Annotated in this window: 14 protein-coding genes; 12 read left to right on the plus strand and 2 right to left on the minus strand. The window is 53.8% G+C overall.

Annotated elements, in window-relative coordinates; translation table 11 throughout:
• Positions 1-72: 72 nt before the first annotated feature.
• Positions 73-963, plus strand: coding sequence for an EcsC family protein (locus C3406_RS09215; RefSeq protein WP_103822111.1), 891 nt, complete (start codon positions 73-75; stop codon positions 961-963).
• A gap of 239 nt (positions 964-1,202) precedes the next feature.
• Here C3406_RS09215 and C3406_RS09220 read toward each other — a convergent pair whose 3' ends face one another.
• Together C3406_RS09220 and C3406_RS09225 are read right to left on the minus strand one after the other, a co-directional pair.
• Positions 1,203-1,718, minus strand: a complete 516-nt coding sequence (locus C3406_RS09220; protein WP_103822110.1) for a GNAT family N-acetyltransferase — start codon at positions 1,716-1,718, stop codon at positions 1,203-1,205.
• 164 nt (positions 1,719-1,882) lie between these two features.
• Entirely contained in the window at positions 1,883-2,767 is an 885-nt protein-coding gene (locus C3406_RS09225) for a LysR family transcriptional regulator (protein WP_103822109.1), read from the minus strand.
• Positions 2,768-2,869: 102 nt separating this feature from the next.
• On the opposite strand from C3406_RS09225, the gene C3406_RS09230 reads away from it, so the two are divergent.
• The 11 genes from C3406_RS09230 to dsbG all read left to right on the plus strand — a co-directional run bounded on the left by C3406_RS09230 (position 2,870) and on the right by dsbG (position 17,674).
• Positions 2,870-3,964 (plus strand): NADH:flavin oxidoreductase, encoded by a 1,095-nt coding sequence (locus C3406_RS09230; RefSeq protein ID WP_103822108.1) that lies wholly within the window; start codon positions 2,870-2,872, stop codon positions 3,962-3,964.
• Positions 3,965-4,001: 37 nt separating this feature from the next.
• Positions 4,002-4,883, plus strand: coding sequence for an arginase family protein (locus tag C3406_RS09235; protein ID WP_103822107.1), 882 nt, complete (start codon positions 4,002-4,004; stop codon positions 4,881-4,883).
• 501 nt (positions 4,884-5,384) lie between these two features.
• Positions 5,385-6,149 carry a Slam-dependent surface lipoprotein gene (locus tag C3406_RS09240; protein WP_103822106.1) on the plus strand — a complete coding sequence of 255 codons (765 nt, stop codon included), beginning with the start codon at positions 5,385-5,387 and terminating at the stop codon, positions 6,147-6,149.
• Between the two features lie 52 nt (positions 6,150-6,201).
• The gene (locus tag C3406_RS09245; protein ID WP_158250552.1) at positions 6,202-7,617 is read left to right on the plus strand and encodes a surface lipoprotein assembly modifier; all 1,416 of its coding nucleotides are present in this window, start codon (positions 6,202-6,204) and stop codon (positions 7,615-7,617) included.
• A 323-nt stretch (positions 7,618-7,940) separates the two neighbouring features.
• Positions 7,941-10,406 (plus strand): poly-beta-1,6 N-acetyl-D-glucosamine export porin PgaA, encoded by a 2,466-nt coding sequence (gene pgaA / locus C3406_RS09250; RefSeq protein ID WP_103822104.1) that lies wholly within the window; start codon positions 7,941-7,943, stop codon positions 10,404-10,406.
• A 9-nt stretch (positions 10,407-10,415) separates the two neighbouring features.
• Positions 10,416-12,431 (plus strand): poly-beta-1,6-N-acetyl-D-glucosamine N-deacetylase PgaB, encoded by a 2,016-nt coding sequence (gene pgaB / locus C3406_RS09255; RefSeq protein WP_103822103.1) that lies wholly within the window; start codon positions 10,416-10,418, stop codon positions 12,429-12,431.
• Positions 12,428-13,762: a poly-beta-1,6-N-acetyl-D-glucosamine synthase gene (gene pgaC, locus C3406_RS09260; RefSeq protein WP_103822102.1), complete on the plus strand. Its 1,335-nt coding sequence runs from the start codon at positions 12,428-12,430 to the stop codon at positions 13,760-13,762. Before pgaB ends, pgaC begins: the two co-directional genes overlap by 4 nt.
• Positions 13,759-14,196 (plus strand): poly-beta-1,6-N-acetyl-D-glucosamine biosynthesis protein PgaD, encoded by a 438-nt coding sequence (gene pgaD, locus C3406_RS09265; RefSeq protein ID WP_103822101.1) that lies wholly within the window; start codon positions 13,759-13,761, stop codon positions 14,194-14,196. Before pgaC ends, pgaD begins: the two co-directional genes overlap by 4 nt.
• Positions 14,197-14,459: 263 nt before the next feature.
• Positions 14,460-14,849, plus strand: coding sequence for a copper-binding protein (locus C3406_RS09270; protein WP_199182704.1), 390 nt, complete (start codon positions 14,460-14,462; stop codon positions 14,847-14,849).
• Positions 14,850-14,894: 45 nt separating this feature from the next.
• Positions 14,895-16,919, plus strand: a complete 2,025-nt coding sequence (locus tag C3406_RS09275; RefSeq protein ID WP_103822100.1) for a protein-disulfide reductase DsbD family protein — start codon at positions 14,895-14,897, stop codon at positions 16,917-16,919.
• Complete coding sequence (dsbG, locus tag C3406_RS09280) at positions 16,919-17,674, plus strand: thiol:disulfide interchange protein DsbG (RefSeq protein WP_103822099.1); 756 nt, start codon at positions 16,919-16,921, stop codon at positions 17,672-17,674. The genes C3406_RS09275 and dsbG overlap by 1 nt, the downstream gene beginning before the upstream one ends.
• The last annotated feature ends 46 nt before the right edge of the window (positions 17,675-17,720 follow it).

Genomic DNA, 17,720 nt, shown 5'->3' on the forward strand with positions numbered 1-17,720 from the left:
TTTTTATGACCGATAACTTTAGTATCTAATTCACGTCATACAAATACTGATTACCAGCAGGCGAGGGATAATATGGAACTGATCGATTACGATAAAAATGCACTTCAGCAAATCCACGACTGGAAAAACCCACCGCGCGGTTTTCTGACCAAATCATTTGAATTAATGAGTAAACCTCTAAACAAAGCCGGAGAGTTTGCTCTCTCAACGCCTGTCGTCGGCGAAGCCATTCAATCTTCTGTGCAAGGCCTAGTGGGAGTCTGTAGCGATGCCGCGCTTTGGTCAGTACGACCAGAGGCGATTTTCGAAGAGTTCCGTAACGACGGGCATCTGCACATCAATCACTACAAAGATATTGAAACGTTACGTCTTGAGGACATCGATAAAACCGTCGGCTGGCTTGCAGCCAAGTACAAGGGCATCGCACTTGCGGAAGGTGCAGGCACGGGCGTTATAGGGATTGCAGGGATGGCCATCGATATACCTACCCTCATTACATTGAATCTGAGAGCTATTGGAGAATATGCGAGTTATTACGGTTTTGACATCACCCGTCAGGAAGAACGGCTTTTTGCCTTTAACATATTAGGGCTATCTTCTGCTTCATCAACTATGGCGAAAAACGTCGCCATGGCGCAATTGGTAAAAATATCGCAGCAGGTCGCCAAGAAAGTAGTCTGGGAAGAATTGGAAAAACAAGTATTTGTGAAGATTATTAAACAGATAGCCAACAGTTTAGGGATTCGTCTCACCAAGGCAAAACTGGCTCAAACGATTCCTATAGCAGGCGCGGCCGTGGGCGGAGGTTATAACGCTTATTTCACCAGTAACGTCTGCGATGCGGCATACCATCTTTATCGTGAGCGCTTCCTGGCAATCAAATACGGTCCGTCTGTGATTGATCTTACAGTAAAACCTGCGGATGACTTTTTACTCGGCGATGGCGATCCTGTTTTCGAATGAGCGAAAAACGGGGTGTTCTGAAGAGCCACGGGTTTAACAGACAATTCAGTCGCCAATTTACGAGTCGGCAAAAATTCCAATGTCCGTTTCTGGCACGAAGCAGACGAGTTAACTGAGCTGAAGGTCCGCTGTGAGCGAGAAGCGGACAAAAGAGAGATGATTACGTCTAGTTCCGGTTGTTTGTAGTCCAGGGCATAACTTCTTTAACGCTACCCTCGTTTGCACGGGGTAGCCAACATTTAAGCAGGCCTGCGTATCTTAAGCTCATACACCACACATGGCACATCGTAATGCTGCTCTATTGCTTTGTAAGTCATACCTAACCTTTGCATCACACGCTGCGAGGGGATATTTTCAGGATCGGCAACAGCAACCAGATAAGTTGCTCCTACCTGTTCCGCCGCGTAATCAACGATCGCTTGAGCTGCCTCTGTTGCATAGCCCTTGCCGTTATGCTCCGGGACGAGACGCCAGCCAATCTCTAATGGTGCGCCATCCACGTTTGCCAGGTGCTGGAGGCATGCTGCACCAACGATCACGCCAGAGGACTTCTCTTTGATAGCCCACCATGAGAAGTTGTACTTATCCCAACGTGCCTGGACTCTTCTGATACCTTCCCAGGTTTCTTCGGGCGTTTTAACGATACCTCCGGTGATATAACGCATCACACCGGCATCACTATCCATTACCCTCAAACCTTCGTAATGAGAGTCATCATAGGGTTCAAGCTTTAAACGGGGTGTTTCTAAATTCATATACTGTGCCTCTTACTTGAAGATATGACTTTCGGTGAACTTATCCCAATAACACGACGTAAAGAACGCCGGCTTCTGGCACGAAGCGGACGAGCTAACCGAGCTGAAGGTCAATAATGAGCGAGAGGCGGACATTATGACTTCTTCACTTTCTGAAAAGGTATTCATGACATTAGTCTCTTCAGGGACGACTTTAAAGCATCAAGAAAGACAGTAACGCGGGATGGCAGGTAGCGCTTTGTCGGAAACAACGCCCATATTGCCAGCATGTGGGATTCCGCATCACTAAGTGTTATTTCGACGAGTTCTCCGGTTGCCAGTTCAGTGTGAATATCTGCTTTTGTTAGTTGTGCCAGGCCCGCTCCGGCCTTACACATACTTCGGACACCTTCTACATTGTTACAAATGAACCGTGGCTCAAATAGATGACTGAGTAGGTTCCCATCTTTCACAAATGTCCACTGAGACACCATTGCCGTTCTCAAGCACTGATGATTGGTCAGTTCTGCCAGAGTGGTGGGAATCCCGTGCCGGGAAAGATAAGCAGGTGAGGCACAGAGGATCCGGGGGTTGCTGCTGAGTCTATGGGCAATCAGGTTCGAATCCCTGAGCGGGGCGACCCTGATAGCCACATCGTATCCCTGACCCACGATATCCACTACGTCATCACTGAGGTTGAGATCGATTTTCATCTTTGGATTCCGTTCCATGAGTTCAGGCAGCAGGGGAAGTATATAACGCCGGCCGATGCCGGAGGGCGCCGTGATCTTCAGCAGGCCTGATGCCCCGGCAGCATCCTCGCTGAACAAAATCCGCGCGCCTTGCTCTGCTTCCATCATGGTTCTGGCATAAGGAAGAAATTCTTCGCCCTCGCTGGTCAGCGACACCGCGCGGGTCGTACGCTGAAACAGACGCGCACCTAAATCCTTTTCCAGCTGAGCGAGATGACGCGACACGCTCATCGCGCTCATGCCAAGTCTGCGTGCGGCCTGAGAAAGATTGCAAGTTTCCGCAAGAATAGTGAACAGTTCAACATCCCGAAGATTCATTTTATCACTTTCCGTTATACAGTGATGCATTTTATGCCAGTATAACGTTCATGATAACGGCATTATAATTATTTTTATTATAATTGTTACCGGGGAGTCACCATGCACCACGCATCCTTATATGAAGCCAAATCCATTAACCGTGCCCTGTTCCGCAATCGCATTATGGTCGCCCCTATGACGCGTATCTCCGCGTCTGAAACTGGCGTACCGGGTAAAAAAATGCAGGATTATTACGCCCGCTTTGCCCGGGGAGGTTTCGGTGCCATCATCACCGAAGGTATCTATATTGACCAGGCGTGGTCGCAGACCTATGCGTTTCAGCCAGGCATCGTGAATGCAGAACAGCTCTCCGGCTGGAAAAATATTGTCGAAAAAGCTCATCATAACGGTGCACGCGTTATAGCCCAGCTTATTCATGCCGGGGCATTGTCTCAGAAAAATATCTACCGTCCGGACTCTGCCGGTCCTTCTGCCGTAAAACCTAAAGGTCAGCAGCTTGAGTTCTATCATGGTTCCGGTGAATACCGTACACCCCAGGCGCTCAGTGAAGAACAGATCCGCGACATCATCTCCAGTTTTGCTGAGAGCGCTGAGCGTGCCGTCAGTGATGCGAAATTTGACGGGGTTGAGATCCATGCGGCGAACGGGTACCTGCTTGACCAGTTCCTGACAGACTATACCAACCAGCGTACTGATGGTTGGGGCGGTTCCCTGGAAAACCGGCTGGCCATTACGCTGGAAGTTATCCGTGCCGTACGCAGCAAAATTGGCGCAGAAAAGATGCTGGGTGTCAGAATTTCGCAGGGAAAAGTCAACGATTTTCATCATAAATGGAAAGAAGGTGAGGCAGGCGCCAGGACAATATTTGGCCTGCTCGCCGATGCCGGCGTGGACTATATCCATGTGACCGAATACAAATCCTGGCTGCCTGCATTCGAGAACGGCGATAAGAGCCTTGTTGAGCTTGCCCGTGAAGCCGCTCCGGAGACTGTCATCATTGCTAACGGCGGGCTGGATGACGGTGAAACGGCAGAAAAGCTTCTGGGTATGGGGGCTGACTTTGTTTCCATTGGCAAGGCTGCGCTTGCCAATCCTGACTGGCCACGAAAAGTCAGCAGCGGTCTGCCACTCCACGATCTGCCTGGCGATATTCTTTCGCCGGTTGCGGACATTAAGGAAAAAGAGCGTTTTTAATTGTTATCACCAGCTGTGCTGAATCCAGGGAGTTAACATGACTGACAAGTCGAAAAAAACCATCAGGATCTTATTTCCACAGTGGCAGGGTGGTAACCAGGAGCTCTACGGGTTTGGTGCCCGGCTGCTGCACTGGCTCTCTCCGCAGACACGCTCCCCTCTGCATACTATCAGCGTGCCGGAGTTTAACCCGGACACGCCTGAGCCTGAAGAGGGGCTGCTTTATCGCCGGCAGTTACTCAGGCAGCATGATGAGGCCTGGGCAGTGCTGGAAAAAGAAGAACCGGATCATATCGTGGTGTTTGGCGGTGACTGCCTTGTAGACCAGGCCCCCTTTGCCTGGATGAACGACAGGCACAATGGCGAAATGGGCGTACTGTGGATCGATTCACACCCTGATGTGAAAACCCCGCGCGATTTTACCAACGGCCATACCATGGTGCTGGGCAATCTTTTAGGTGTTGGCGATCCGGAGTTTGCTTCAAAAGTGAAAACCCCGGTAGCTCCCTCGCGCGTTATGTATGCCGGCCTGATTGAAGAAGGGCTGACGGAGCAGGAAACGGCCGTTGTCAGCGATTTGGGTCTGCAGGTCGCTCGACCGGAAGAGCTTTATGAAAACAGTGATAGGATCACCCGCTGGATAAAAGAACAGAGTATCCGCAAACTGGCAGTGCATCTGGATTTGGACGTCCTTAATCCGGACGTCTTCCGTTCGCTGCTGTTCGCGGAGCCTGAACCTGAGTTTGACTGGCAGGCGGTGTATCCGGTAGGAAAACTGAATCTTGCTCAGACGCTCAGGATCATCCGTGATGTCTCTGCTGAAACAGAAATTGTGATCATAGGTATTACCGAACATCTGCCGTGGGATGCCTGGAATCTTAAAGAGTTTCTTAAAAAGCTCCCAATTATGAACGAGTAAATGCCAGAACTACTGTAGTCTGCACGTTCACCTACAGGATGTGCGGACTGCTTATATGAGATATTTGAAGTACTAAAACTCTCACATTCACATCGTCCTTTTCTGGCACGAAGCGGACCCTTACTGAGTTAAGATTTAGTCCAGATATGTATCGTCTGCTTTAGCCTTCAAGGGCTAAATAAATCCATGGGTAACTACTATGCGCAATATTACTTTCGGCTATAACCCGAACATGATTTGTAATAAGCAGGAGAGAGGGTGAATAAGGACGCATAATATAAAGCGCGTAACAAAAGCGCTAATTAATCGCCTTAAGTTAAATTAACGCCGGTTAGGATAACCACAGGCGCAACGTTGTGTAAGTAGTTGTTAAGATTAATCTTAGAATGAGCGGCAATAAGAACTAATCATTAGAGATGCTAAATGTTTTGACGTAAATTCATTCGCAAAAATTATGTTACAAATCATGCGAATTTATTCACAACCAAGGACGTTTAGCTTATGGGGATCTTAAAACCTGGTTTATTACTGACCGCTTTTGTACTGACTGCATGTGGTGGCGGAGGCGGAGGCGGTGGTGGCGGCGGTGACAGTACGCCCCCGGTAACCACTGCGCCTGTGGAAACGGATAACGGCAACACGGGGACCACACCGGAAACGCCTGCCACTACACCGGAAACCCCTGCCTCGGCACCGGTCAGCCTGACCACCGGCGGTACCCTTTCTGGTTGGACCTACACTACCCCTGAGGGCCGTGAATATGTGATGCGCGGCACCGGGATCTCTGCGGGCCTGGTGCAAACCCAGCGGCTCACCCGTGACGACCGTACCCCGGTCTCCTCAACCTCATGGTGCTGTGGCCGGATGAGCTACACCACGTTCGGTACCTGGACACAGTATGAAAAAGGTCAGCATGAGGTCTTCTACACCGGGGATGCCACGCTCGCGGCTAACGTGCCAACCCAGGGCACTGCGACCTATGTGGGTCACGGTATGCGTGAAAATATCCTGAGCGATGCCAGCTTTAACATTGATTTTGCTGCGAAAACCATCAACGGCACCATTGCTGGAAATGATACCTTTGGTAGCGAAATTGCGATGCAGGGCAACATTGCCAACGGTGGTTTCACCGGTAATGCGCAATCCGGCGGCCAGGCGGGGACATTCACCGGACATTTCAATGGTCCCACGGCTGAAGAGTTAGGCGGTCTGGCGCAGTTTGCAGACACGACTAAAAACGCATCCTTTGGCGCGACACGTCAATAAATCGTTTTCCGGTCAGCCAGGCTGACCGGACCTTCAGATGGTAAGCCTTTCTATGAATATTTTGCGTACTGGCGCACTGAGTTTGCTGTGCCCGCTCAGCGTTGCGTTTGCTGCGCCGCCGGAAACCGACTCAATTCCTGCTGCTCCCCACTTTGAACGACTGACCACGCCGGAAAAGCGCACCGGGCCTGGCGATAAGACGCTGCATGTTACCAATGCGCAACTGGCGGAACAGCCAGAGCTGGCGATGGCGCTGCTCGATCAGGCCATTCGTGAAGAAAAGTGGCCGATGGTGCGTGCCATTTTACCTGTCTATGCGGCGTCACCCAATCCGGATCCAACCCTGATTCTTTTTGCAAAAGCCGGTCTGGCACGCAGTCAGGGGCATTATGCAGAGGCGATCGAACACTATCGCGCTATTCTGAGTCAACATCCTGACTATGCTGCGGTGCGTCTGGATTTAGCGCGTGCCATGTTTGAAAATCGTCAGTTTGACGCGGCTGATTATCAGTTTCGTCGTGTGTTACAAAGCAATCCGCCTGAGAATGTTCAGCAGGTCATTGCGCAATATCTTGAGCGCATTCAGAAAGGCAGCGCATTAACGAGTTCATTCAGCGTGAGCTATCTGAATGACAGCAATGTGAATAATGCGTCATCGGGTAAAACCATTCGGGTTGGCGATCGTCTGTTTATTCGTAATAAAGATAGTTTCCCTCAGCGCGGGGAAGGTTTCTGGTTCAATGGCGCATTACAAAAAGATGTTCAACTCTACGATCAGCATGGCTTGCGATTTCTGGGTACGGTAAACGGAAAGAGTTACTGGAATAACCATGATTTTGATGATATTACCACCCGTGCTTATGCTGGCTATCAATGGCGTAATTTCCGGCAACAATTCGCGCTGTTACCTTTTTATGAAAAAAGATGGTATGGCACCGAGGCCTATTCTTCTGGGCCTGGCGTCCGCGCCGAATACAGTTATTTACTTACGCCCACCTGGCAGGTGAGTCAGGCGCTGGAATATCAGAAACTGGATTATGATAATGAAGATTATCGATTCCTGCGCGGGCAAAATCGTTACTCTTCCACAACCCTTTCCCATGCCTTCAGTAACCGGGTGTCAGGATTTGCCGGCTTCGATCTGCTCGATCAGCAGACCTTTACTCGCAGTGAATCTAACCATCGGGTAGGTTTGCGCAGCGGGGTGCAGGTGGATATGCCCTGGCAGCTCTCTTTTGCCGCCACCACGGCCATTGCCAGACGCAATTACCAGGCCGACAGTGATATCTTCTCGACGCGACGGAAAGATAACGAACAGATCTATAATCTCTCGCTCTGGCATCGCGACCTCTATTTCTTTGGGGTGATGCCGAAACTGAATTTCACTTATAAGCAGGTCGATAGCAATATCGATTTCTATGATTATCGACAGAGGAATGTCACGCTTTCTCTGGATAAGAATTTTTAACAGACGATTGCCAAGCCATTTTACTGAGTATGCAGAGTAAGTCTGATACGAAAGGATGAAATTAACATGAAAAGCACGCTTCGGCGTGTTTTTTATTTTATAGGTTGGTAAAAGTTCACCGTGGATGCTAACTTTTTTGAGCGGCATTCAGGTGTTTTTTTTAAACAATTAGCCTTTGATTGCATAATGATAAATACGAAGAAAGTATGAGATTTTAAATTTGTCGGTACTTTTTTATTTATTTTTTAGCTATCGCATTTTCGTCATCTTTTAGCCATGAATAAATGCAAAGCTCACGTTAAAACAGAGATAAAGGGATAGCTATGCTCAGAGTTTCCTGCCCCTCTTGCGTTATTAATCCCTTGCGTTCGGGACGATATTTATTAATGGTGAGCATGTTATTCCCGACATGGGTATACGCCGGGATGTCGACCTACGACGAACTTATAATTCAGGCACGCGATGGCGACCGCCAGCCTTTATTGCAATACCTTGCCGTTCGGGAAAAGCAGACACAATTAACGGCAGGGGAGATTGCTGACTGGCTTCAGGTTTCCTCATGGGCCAATAATGATGCTGAGACGCTGGCGGTATGGGAGCGTTATCGCCAACACATGGCCATCCCTGCCAGAGGGCAGGTCGCTGCCGCCCGCGCGCTGCGTAACCAAAAGCAGTGGAATGCTTCGCTGGCCGTCTGGGAAAGCGTTCTGCAAGATGAGCCCGGCAATAGCGACGCCCGCACCGGCTGGATAATGACGCTCGCAGATGCCCATCGCAACGAGCAGGCCGTCACCGAAGCCCGGCGCTGGGCAGACGAGGAGCCGGGGCCAGAGAGAGAGGCCCTGCTGGCTTATGTTTATCATGCTCAGGGGAAAAACTGGGATTCAGTACTGGCGGCCAGCCACCTCGATACCGATTCAGACCGCAACAAAAATGTGGTGCCCACGCTGTTGGCTGCGATGTCGGCCAGCCGCATTGCTGGCCCTGCGCTGACCCTTTCAGAACGCTTTCCGCAGCCTGATGCCATTACACGTCAACTTGAACTGGATGCGGCGGCGCAAACCGTCCGCGCTGCGTTCACGCCCACCCGCAATGAAGAAGAACGATTTCTGGTTGCAGATAAAGCACTGGCTCGCTATGACGCGCTGATTGCCGCATGGGAACAACATCCCGAGGCGCAAGCTGATGTGCGACGCGCCAGAATTGATCGGCTGGGCGCGCTGGTTGTTCGTAAACATATGGATAAAGCGATTGCCGAATTTGAATCGCTCGAGGCGGACGGAACGCCCGTTCCTGACTACGCCAGAAGATGGGTCGCCTCTGCCTATCTTGCGCAGAAGCAGCCGGATAAAGCCGAGTCGCTGCTTGAAAGCATCTATTTTCCGCGTGGCTCGACCCTGGCATCCACGCCGCTGACCATGGACGATCAACAGGAACTGCTCTATGCCCGTCTCGATAACAACCATTTCGACGAAGCGAAGCAGCAACTGGATGACTACAGCAAAGAGAGCCCTTATCTGCGAAAGATCTATGGTTCTCCCACACCGCAGCCCAATGACAACTGGCTGTTGGCCAGAACCTTACAAACCGAATATCTGGTGGCCGTGAATGATTTGCCCGCAGCCGAGAAGCATGCGGAGCGGTTGGCGCGCACAGGATCGGGTAACCAGGCACTGCGTATTGCCTATGCCTCAGTGCTGCTGGCGAGAGGATTACCGCGTGCCGCAGAGCGCGAACTTAAGCTTGCCGAAGTCATTGAACCCAGCAACCTGACCCTGGAAAGGCAACAGGCATGGACGGCCATGGAGCTACAGGAGTGGCAGCAGGCCGAGGAACTCACAAAAGATGTGGTCACCCGCAGCCCGGATGATGCCGCCACGTTGCAGCTTGAACGACTGATGGCGGTGCATAACAAAGCGGAACTGCGGATAGCCGGGTCTCAGGGCATCTCATCCGACAGTCCGGTCAGTGGCAAAAATGATTTTACTCTCAACACTGCGCTTTATAGCCCACCTGTTAACCAAAACTGGCGACTGTTTACCGGCTACAACTTTGCCCGTGGCGATTTTGAGGAAGGGAAGGGAATCAGCCGGGACCTGCTGGCGGGCGCGGAATGGACGTCAAGGAATAGCTGGGCCGAAATGGAGATCTCCGGGCGCAACGATAACACCGATCAGAAAATCGGCGGACGCCTCTCCGGCTGGTACGATTTCAGCGACAACTGGCGGGTCGGAGGCTCGGCGGAGCGGTTATCCCGTAACACGCCGCTGCGTGCCCTGCGCAATGGGGTAAACGCCAACGGTGGCGATCTGTGGGTACGCTGGTATCAGAACGAACGACGCGAATATCAACTTTCGCTTTCCGGTGCCCATTTCACCGACGGCAACGATCGACTGGAGTACGGCATCAGCGGTAAAGAACGCCTCTGGACGTCGCCACGTTTTACGCTGGATTTTATCCCTGGCATCGGCGGCAGCCACAACAGCAAAGAAGATGTGCCTTATTACAACCCCAAACGTGATGTTTCGGCGGTGGCAGGGCTGCGCGCCGAACAGGTGCTGTACCGCCATTACGACACGGTCTGGAAGCAGCAGTTTGAAGCGGGGGCGGGCGGTTACTGGCAAAAAGGGCACAGCGCTGGGGCCATCAATCAGTTTGGTTACGGGCAACGTATTCAATGGAATAACGTAGTGGATGCCGGGGTGAAACTGACCTGGGATAAGCGTCCTTACGACGGGAAGCGGGAGCGCAATATTGCCCTCGCATTTGATCTGAATGTCAGGTTTTAAGGGCGCATCATGATGAAACGATGGCTTCTCGCCGCGAGGGTAATCGTCGGGTGGATGATGATGAGCATGTGTGCACTGGCCGCGGCACCACGTTATCTTCCTCCCGCCGAACGGCCGGCGCTCTATGCAGACCAGCCCTGGCCCAAAAACAGCTTTCTTGTGCTGGCCTGGCACGACGTGGAGGATGGCGCCGCCGATCAGCGCTATCTCTCTGTGCGCACCAGCGCCCTGAACGACCAGTTTGCCTGGCTGCATGATAACGGTTACCAGCCGATTAGCGTGCAGCAGGTGCTGGATGCCCATGCAGGAAAAAGCACCTTGCCGGAAAAGGCGGTGATGCTGACCTTTGATGATGGATACAGTAGCTTCTCGACGCGCGTTCTGCCGCTGCTTCGGTTATTCAAATGGCCTGCTTTGTGGGCGCCTGTCGGCAGTTGGGTGGATGCACCGGAACATTCGCTGGTGGATTTTGGCGGACTAAAGACGCCGCGGGAAAAATTTGCCACCTGGAAGATGGTACGCGAGGCCAGCGAGTCGGGGCTCGTGGAAGTGGGTGCGCACACCTGGGCATCCCATTACGGTCATCAGGCCAACCCGCAAGGCAGTCAGGAGCCCGCAGCCGCTAACCGCTTCTACGATAAAACCAGCGGGCAGTACGAAACGGATGCGCAGTTTGAAAAGCGTATAAATGCCGACCTGGCGCGCATTTCGGGCAAAATCAAAGAGGTCACCGGGAAAGCACCGCGAGCCTGGGTCTGGCCCTACGGTGCGGCGAGCGGGACAACGCTGAAGCTCGCGCATCAGCAGGGCTACCAGATGGCTTTCACGCTGAACCAGGGGCTGGCGAATGCCGCCAGGCTGGAAGATATTCCCCGGGTGCTGATTTCCAATAACCCTTCGCTGCGTAGCTTCGCCAGCCAGATAGCTCAGGTCAGAGAACCTGAAAACATGCGGGTTATGCATATCGATCTCGACTATGTGTACGACAAAAATCAGGCTCAACAACGTAAAAATATCGATCTGCTCATCCAGCGTGTTTTCGATATGAAGATCACCCATGTCTTCTTACAGGCCTATGCCGATCCGAAAGGGGACGGCAACGTCAATGCGCTCTATTTTCGCAGTCGCTGGCTACCGATGCGGGCGGATCTGTTTAACTTCGTTTCCTGGCAGTTGCAGACCCGTGCCGGGGTGAAGGTTTACGCCTGGATGCCGGTACTGGCGTTTGGGTTAGACCCCTCGGTGCCTCGCGTGGCGGCGTGGTCGCCAGACAACGGACGCATTGCGCCAGATAACCGCCATTATCTGCGCTTATCACCCTGGAATGCGGTTGCCCGTCAGAGAATCAACGACATCTACGAGGATCTCGCGCGCCATGCCAACTTCAGCGGCATCCTGTTCCATGATGACGCTTTTTTGACCGACTTTGAGGATGCCTCTCCGGATGCACTCAAAGCCTATCGTGCAGCAGGTTTCCCGGACAACCTCGCGGAGATCCGCGCCAACCCGCAACTGCTGGCGCGCTGGACGCGTTTTAAAAGTCGCGCCCTGATTGATTTTACCCGACAGCTCACGCAAACCGTGCGTGCCGTGCGCGGCCCGCAGATCAAAACCGCCCGTAACATTTACGCCATGCCGGTACTGGATCCGCAGAGCGAAACCTGGTTTGCGCAGAATCTGAATGATTTTCTCAGCACCTACGACTGGACAGCGCCGATGGCGATGCCGCTGATGGAAAATGTCCCGGTCAACGATGCCAATGCCTGGCTGGACAGACTGGTCGGGCGGGTCGCCCGTTTCCCTGGCGCACTGGATAAAACGGTTTTTGAACTTCAGGCCCGGGACTGGCGTAAGGGGGCAGGGCAGGACGCTATTAGCGGTGAAATGCTTAACGGGTGGATGCGGCAGCTCAAGATGAGCGGTGCCGGAAACTATGGCTACTACCCGGACGATTTCATTAACGATCAACCCCGGATGGCAGAGATCCGTTCTGCTTTTTCCTCCTACTGGTATCCGCAAAAATGACCGATCGCCTCATCGCCTTCCTGATCCTTTGCCTGATGTTCAGTTTTCCGCTCGGCGTGGCGGTGATTTTTACCGGTGAAGTGATCCTTAATTTCGTCTTTTTCTGGCCGCTGTTTATGTCGGCTCTCTGGATAAGCGGTGGGCTTTATTTCTGGCTTCACCGCGAGCGCCACTGGCCATGGGGGCCGGGCACACCGCCACCTACACTTACAGGCAATCCGCTGATTTCCATTCTTGTGCCCTGCTTTAACGAAGGGCTGAATGCACGTGAGACTATCGAAGCGGCGCTGGCGCAACGTTATGAAAATATAGAAGTGATTGCTATCAATGACGGTTCTATAGACAACACCGCGACCGTGCTGGACCAGTTAGCGAGTAAATATTCGCGGCTGCGAGTGATTCATCTGGCGGAAAATCAGGGCAAAGCGGTCGCCCTGCAGGCTGGTGCCGCGGCGGCGCGCAGCGACTTTCTGGTATGTATTGATGGGGATGCGCTGCTGGACAGAGATGCGGCGGTGTATATGGTCGCACCGCTGCTCAATCACCCTCGCGTGGGAGCCGTGACCGGTAATCCGCGTATCCGTACCCGTTCAACGCTGATTGGGCGAGTCCAGGTGGGGGAATTTTCATCTATCATCGGCCTCATCAAGCGTACCCAGCGCGTCTATGGTCAGGTCTTTACCGTTTCCGGTGTCATTGCCGCTTTTCGCCGTCGCGCCCTGGCAGAGGTGGGGTACTGGAGCCCGGATATGATCACGGAAGACATTGATATCAGCTGGAAGTTACAACTGCGCCATTGGTCAATTTTCTTCGAACCTCGTGCGCTGTGTTGGATTTTGATGCCCGAGACGCTGAAAGGGCTCTGGAAGCAGCGTCTGCGCTGGGCGCAGGGGGGCGCAGAGGTGTTTATTGTCAACATGCGTCGCTTGTGGAGTTGGGAGTACCGGCGCATGTGGCCGCTGTTTCTTGAGTTTTGTATGTCAACCGCATGGGCCTTTGCCTATGCCGTCAGCATTCTGCTGTTTCTCATCGGGCTGCTTATTCCGATGCCCGAGTCTTTATATGTTCAGCACCTTTTCCCACCGGCTTTTACTGGCCTGATGCTGGGCGTGGTCTGTCTGTTGCAGTTCGCGGTCAGTCTGTTTATTGAGAGACGCTACGAGAAAGGTATTGCGGCGTCACTGTTCTGGGTTATCTGGTTTCCGGTGGTGTACTGGATGTTGAGCCTGTTCACTACGCTTGTGGCTTTCCCGAAAGTCATGCTGCGCCGCAAACGCAGCAGAGCTCGTTGGGTGAGTCCCGATCGCGGTATTGGGAGATTAAAACCATGATCCAACCATTAATTTTTACTGAACAACGGCTGTTTCCACGCGCGCTGGATCTGCTGTTAACCATCGTTGCCTGGCTGGGGTTTAGCTGGCTCATTTACAGAGGTCTGATAAGCGCGATTGAACATGATCCCTTTCTGGGGACGAGGCCGTTCTACACCACGCTCAGCACGTTGAGTATCTACCTGCTGGTGGCCTGTCTTATCGATCTGGCGCTGATCGGCTGGGCAAAATACAACCAGCTGCGCTTTCGTGTCGAACGCCGTAAGCGTCGGCCTGGACTTGAGCGTCATGAAGTGGCGGCAAGTTTCAATATCACCCCCGAACTGGCGCTAATGATGAATCAGGCCCAGGTTTTTACTCTCGCCCATTATGATACGGGGGCAATTGACCGCGTGTGGATGGCGAAAATCCTCGCTGACGTGCGGAGCGAGTAACGAAAAACCTGCCGGTCATTCTGGATGTTTACTGGCAGGTTTTTACGGATTGCCTGCGGCTCGCTGACGACGTTAAGTTGTATCAGCGCAAAAAGGCCAGCCCGGAAATGCCAGGTGGCTTAAGATTGAAAAGGGTGTATGGCGGGATACACTTTATTTTTGCAAGTTGCGGTCAGGCTGACCCTTGCCGAAACGCTCGGGCTGGCATTACTTTACAAATTGCCGCTTGCCCGCTGGCGGCTCGCTCACTATCCTCATTGCCCATGACTATCCTGACCGGTCCGACTCAACATAAAAACAGGCAACTGAGAGCCATCGCGCTGCTTTTCGTTGCCTGCGTTGTCATGCTGATCTGTCTGACCCAGCGGGCCGCTATCCTGCATCACATGCAGGTCAAAGCCGCCACGCTCTCGTTGAGTGCTGAACATAGCCCGCAGGAACTTTCCTCCCCAGGGTTGTCACCCTGCGAATTGAGCGCCCACTCGCTGCTCTCCGCCCAACCCCTTCATTTTGATAACCTTCTGCTGTTACCCGGTCTGCTGGTGCTCGTTTTAGCGGTGCTGATCAAAATCAGCGTCCTGCCGAGGCCGGTGATCCTGTTCCGTCCTCCGCTCCTTCGAATACATCTCAAAAACTGCGTTTTCCGTGAATGACTGACATGGCAGTGCCTGTTTAGTCAATTTTTCACGGAGAAAACTATGAAAACGCTTTTCAGGAGCCTGTGGTTCCTGTTGTTCAGCCTGTCCGCGGCCTGCGCTGCGGTACCGGGCTGGCCGATGACGCCTGACAATGCCCACGCTCAGGTGCAGGTCTGGCACGATGCGCCAGCAGAGGGCAAAGTTCGCCTGCTGCTGGATGTTACCCCTGATGAAGGGTGGAAAACCTACTGGCGAACCCCCGGCGACGGCGGCTTTCGGCCGGTAATAGAGTGGGCATCGCAGGCCACTACCCAGTGGCACTGGCCGCGTCCCGTGCGCTTTACTTCCGCTGGCTTTAGTTCGGTGGGCTACGACCGTCGGGTGGTGTTTCCGCTGGAAATCACCACCGATGAGGTGCAGCGTTTGCGCGGGAAACTGACGCTTTCGCTGTGCAGTAACCTCTGCGTGGTTAACACGTTCCCGCTGGATATCAATCTTGCCGCCGGTCCGTCGGCGGACTTTGCCAGCGCCTGGGATGAGGCGATGCGGGCGGTTCCTGCGACACACGGCGCGATAGCGGTTAAATCCGTCGCCACGGACCGCGACACCCTGACGGTGAAACTGACCTCGCCGCAAGGCTGGTCCCGGCCCGAACTCTTCACCGATAACCCGAAGGAGGCGACGCTTGCTCCGCTCCAGACAGCGGTTCAGGGCGACACCCTGACCGCACGGTTTAGCGTCAGCGACAGCCAGGGAGAGCCGCTGGCGGCCGACGGTTTGCAGCAGATCGCGCTGCTGGTCAGCGACGGCGCGCAGAGCCAGCAGCTTACCGTTGAGCTCAGCCCCGGTCCCTCCACCACGCTCTGGCAGATCATGGCCGTGGCGCTGGCGGGTGGCCTGATCCTCAACCTGATGCCCTGTGTTCTGCCGGTACTCGGAATCAAGCTCGCGTCGCTGATGACCCTGGCAGAGAGCACGCGACGCCAGACAAGGCTGCGTTTTCTGGCGACGGCGGGCGGGATCATCTTCTCGTTTCTGGTGCTGGCGGCGGTCGTTACCGGCCTGCGGCTGTCCGGGGCCTGGATTGGCTGGGGCTTTCAGTTCCAGAATCCGTGGTTTATTGGCGCGATGGTGCTGGTGACGTGGATTTTTTGTTTCAGCCTTGCGGGCCTGCTGGAAATCCGCCTGCCTTCCTCGCTCACCACCCGGCTGGCTACCGCCGGTGGGAACGGCATCGGTGGCAGTTTCCTGGAGGGCGCGTTTGCGACCCTGCTCGCCACGCCCTGTACGGCGCCGTTTCTCGGCACGGCCGTCACCTTCGCGTTGGCGGCGCCTGTTCATCAACTGTGGCTGGTCTTTTTGGTGCTGGGTATCGGGATGAGCCTTCCCTGGCTGGCGATCGCCATGGCCCCCGGCGTGGCGCGCTGGCTGCCGAAGCCCGGCCCCTGGATGGGCAAACTGCGTCTGGTGCTGGTGCTCCTGATGCTGGGCTCCTGCATCTGGCTGATGTCGCTGCTGGTCAAAGAGTGGGGCGCGCGATATGTGTTGATTGGCGGCGGCCTGATGGTGGCGTTGTTCCTCTATCGCTGCGCAAAGGCCATGCCGTATCACAGAGAGAATCTGCGCAGCCTGGCGTTTGGCGTGCTGTTTGGCGCCGGGCTGTATGCGTTTCTGGCCCCGCAACCCCAGGGGAAGGATGATTCTCCCCTCAATTGGCAGCCGCTGAGTGAGGCCGCGCTCAGCGAGGCGCTGGCTGCCAGAAAGCGCGTGCTGGTGGATATCACCGCTGACTGGTGTCTGAACTGCCGGGTTAATGAGGTTATGGTTCTTCATCGCCCTGAGGTGGTGACGGCTTTAAACCGCGACGACGTGGTTCTGTTGCAAGGCAACTGGAGCCAGCCCTCGGCGGAAATCGAGCAGTTCCTGAGGCGCTACGGCGCCAGCGGCATCCCGTTTAACGCTATTTTTGGTCCTTCACGTCCGCAGGGGCATGTTCTGCCCTCCCTGCTGAGCAAAGAGGCTTTACTGACCGCACTGGCGAAGGCCGGGGCGGCTACACCATCTGATTTTACTGAGGAAAAATAATGAAGAAGATCCTGTCCCTGTTAATTCTGACCTTCAGCGCCGCCACGCAGGCGCAGCCCGCTGATTTACCCGAACCTGTTAAGCAAATCCAGAAGCAGGGCATTGAAATCATCAAGCCGTTCAGCGCGCCCGGCGGCGTAGAAGGGTGGCTGGGCAAATATCAGGACATGGGCGTCACGCTCTATCTCACACCGGATAAAAAACATGTTGTTTCAGGCTATATGTATGATGCCCAGGGCAATAACCTGAGCGAGAAGATCATCAACGAGGAGATCTATATTCCCGCCGGGCGCGAAATGTGGAAACAGCTCACCGCCGCGCCGGGGATTAAAGAGGGCAGCGCGGACGCGAAATGTCAGGTGGTGGTGTTCGCCGATCCTTTCTGCCCCTACTGCAATAAGTTCTGGCATCAGGCGCAGCCCTTTATCAAGGATAAAAGCATCAGCACCACAACCCTGCTGGTGGGCGTGATCCGCCCGGACAGCGCGCAGTATGCGGCGGCCATCCTCTCCGCGAAGGATCCGGCTAAAGTCTGGTATGACATGGAGAGCAGCAACGGCAAAACCAAACCGGCGCTGACGAGTAATACCCCACCTGCGGTGTTTAAGCAGATAGAGCATAACCAGCAGCTGATGACGCAGCTCGGCGCCAGCGGTACGCCTGCCATCTATTACCTAAATAAAGATCGCACCCTGCAGCAGATCGTCGGCTTGCCGGATGCTAAGCAGATGGCCGATCTGGTGGCCTGTAAATAAGCCACTCCGGTTATTAACCTGAACCATAGTCTCAACCGTTGTGCCG

It is taken from the genome of Leclercia sp. LSNIH8, from assembly GCF_002920195.1.
GTDB lineage: Bacteria > Pseudomonadota > Gammaproteobacteria > Enterobacterales > Enterobacteriaceae > Enterobacter.

Bases quoted from the DNA above. Each gene is read 5' to 3' on its own strand.
- C3406_RS09215 (WP_103822111.1), top strand. From the start codon at position 73: ATGGAACTGATCGATTACGATAAAAATGCACTTCAGCAAATCCACGAC.
- C3406_RS09220 (WP_103822110.1), bottom strand. From the start codon at position 1,718: ATGAATTTAGAAACACCCCGTTTAAAGCTTGAACCCTATGATGACTCT.
- C3406_RS09225 (WP_103822109.1), bottom strand. From the start codon at position 2,767: ATGAATCTTCGGGATGTTGAACTGTTCACTATTCTTGCGGAAACTTGC.
- C3406_RS09230 (WP_103822108.1), top strand. From the start codon at position 2,870: ATGCACCACGCATCCTTATATGAAGCCAAATCCATTAACCGTGCCCTG.
- C3406_RS09235 (WP_103822107.1), top strand. From the start codon at position 4,002: ATGACTGACAAGTCGAAAAAAACCATCAGGATCTTATTTCCACAGTGG.
- C3406_RS09240 (WP_103822106.1), top strand. From the start codon at position 5,385: ATGGGGATCTTAAAACCTGGTTTATTACTGACCGCTTTTGTACTGACT.
- C3406_RS09245 (WP_158250552.1), top strand. From the start codon at position 6,202: ATGAATATTTTGCGTACTGGCGCACTGAGTTTGCTGTGCCCGCTCAGC.
- pgaA (WP_103822104.1), top strand. From the start codon at position 7,941: ATGCTCAGAGTTTCCTGCCCCTCTTGCGTTATTAATCCCTTGCGTTCG.
- pgaB (WP_103822103.1), top strand. From the start codon at position 10,416: ATGATGAAACGATGGCTTCTCGCCGCGAGGGTAATCGTCGGGTGGATG.
- pgaC (WP_103822102.1), top strand. From the start codon at position 12,428: ATGACCGATCGCCTCATCGCCTTCCTGATCCTTTGCCTGATGTTCAGT.
- pgaD (WP_103822101.1), top strand. From the start codon at position 13,759: ATGATCCAACCATTAATTTTTACTGAACAACGGCTGTTTCCACGCGCG.
- C3406_RS09270 (WP_199182704.1), top strand. From the start codon at position 14,460: ATGACTATCCTGACCGGTCCGACTCAACATAAAAACAGGCAACTGAGA.
- C3406_RS09275 (WP_103822100.1), top strand. From the start codon at position 14,895: ATGAAAACGCTTTTCAGGAGCCTGTGGTTCCTGTTGTTCAGCCTGTCC.
- dsbG (WP_103822099.1), top strand. From the start codon at position 16,919: ATGAAGAAGATCCTGTCCCTGTTAATTCTGACCTTCAGCGCCGCCACG.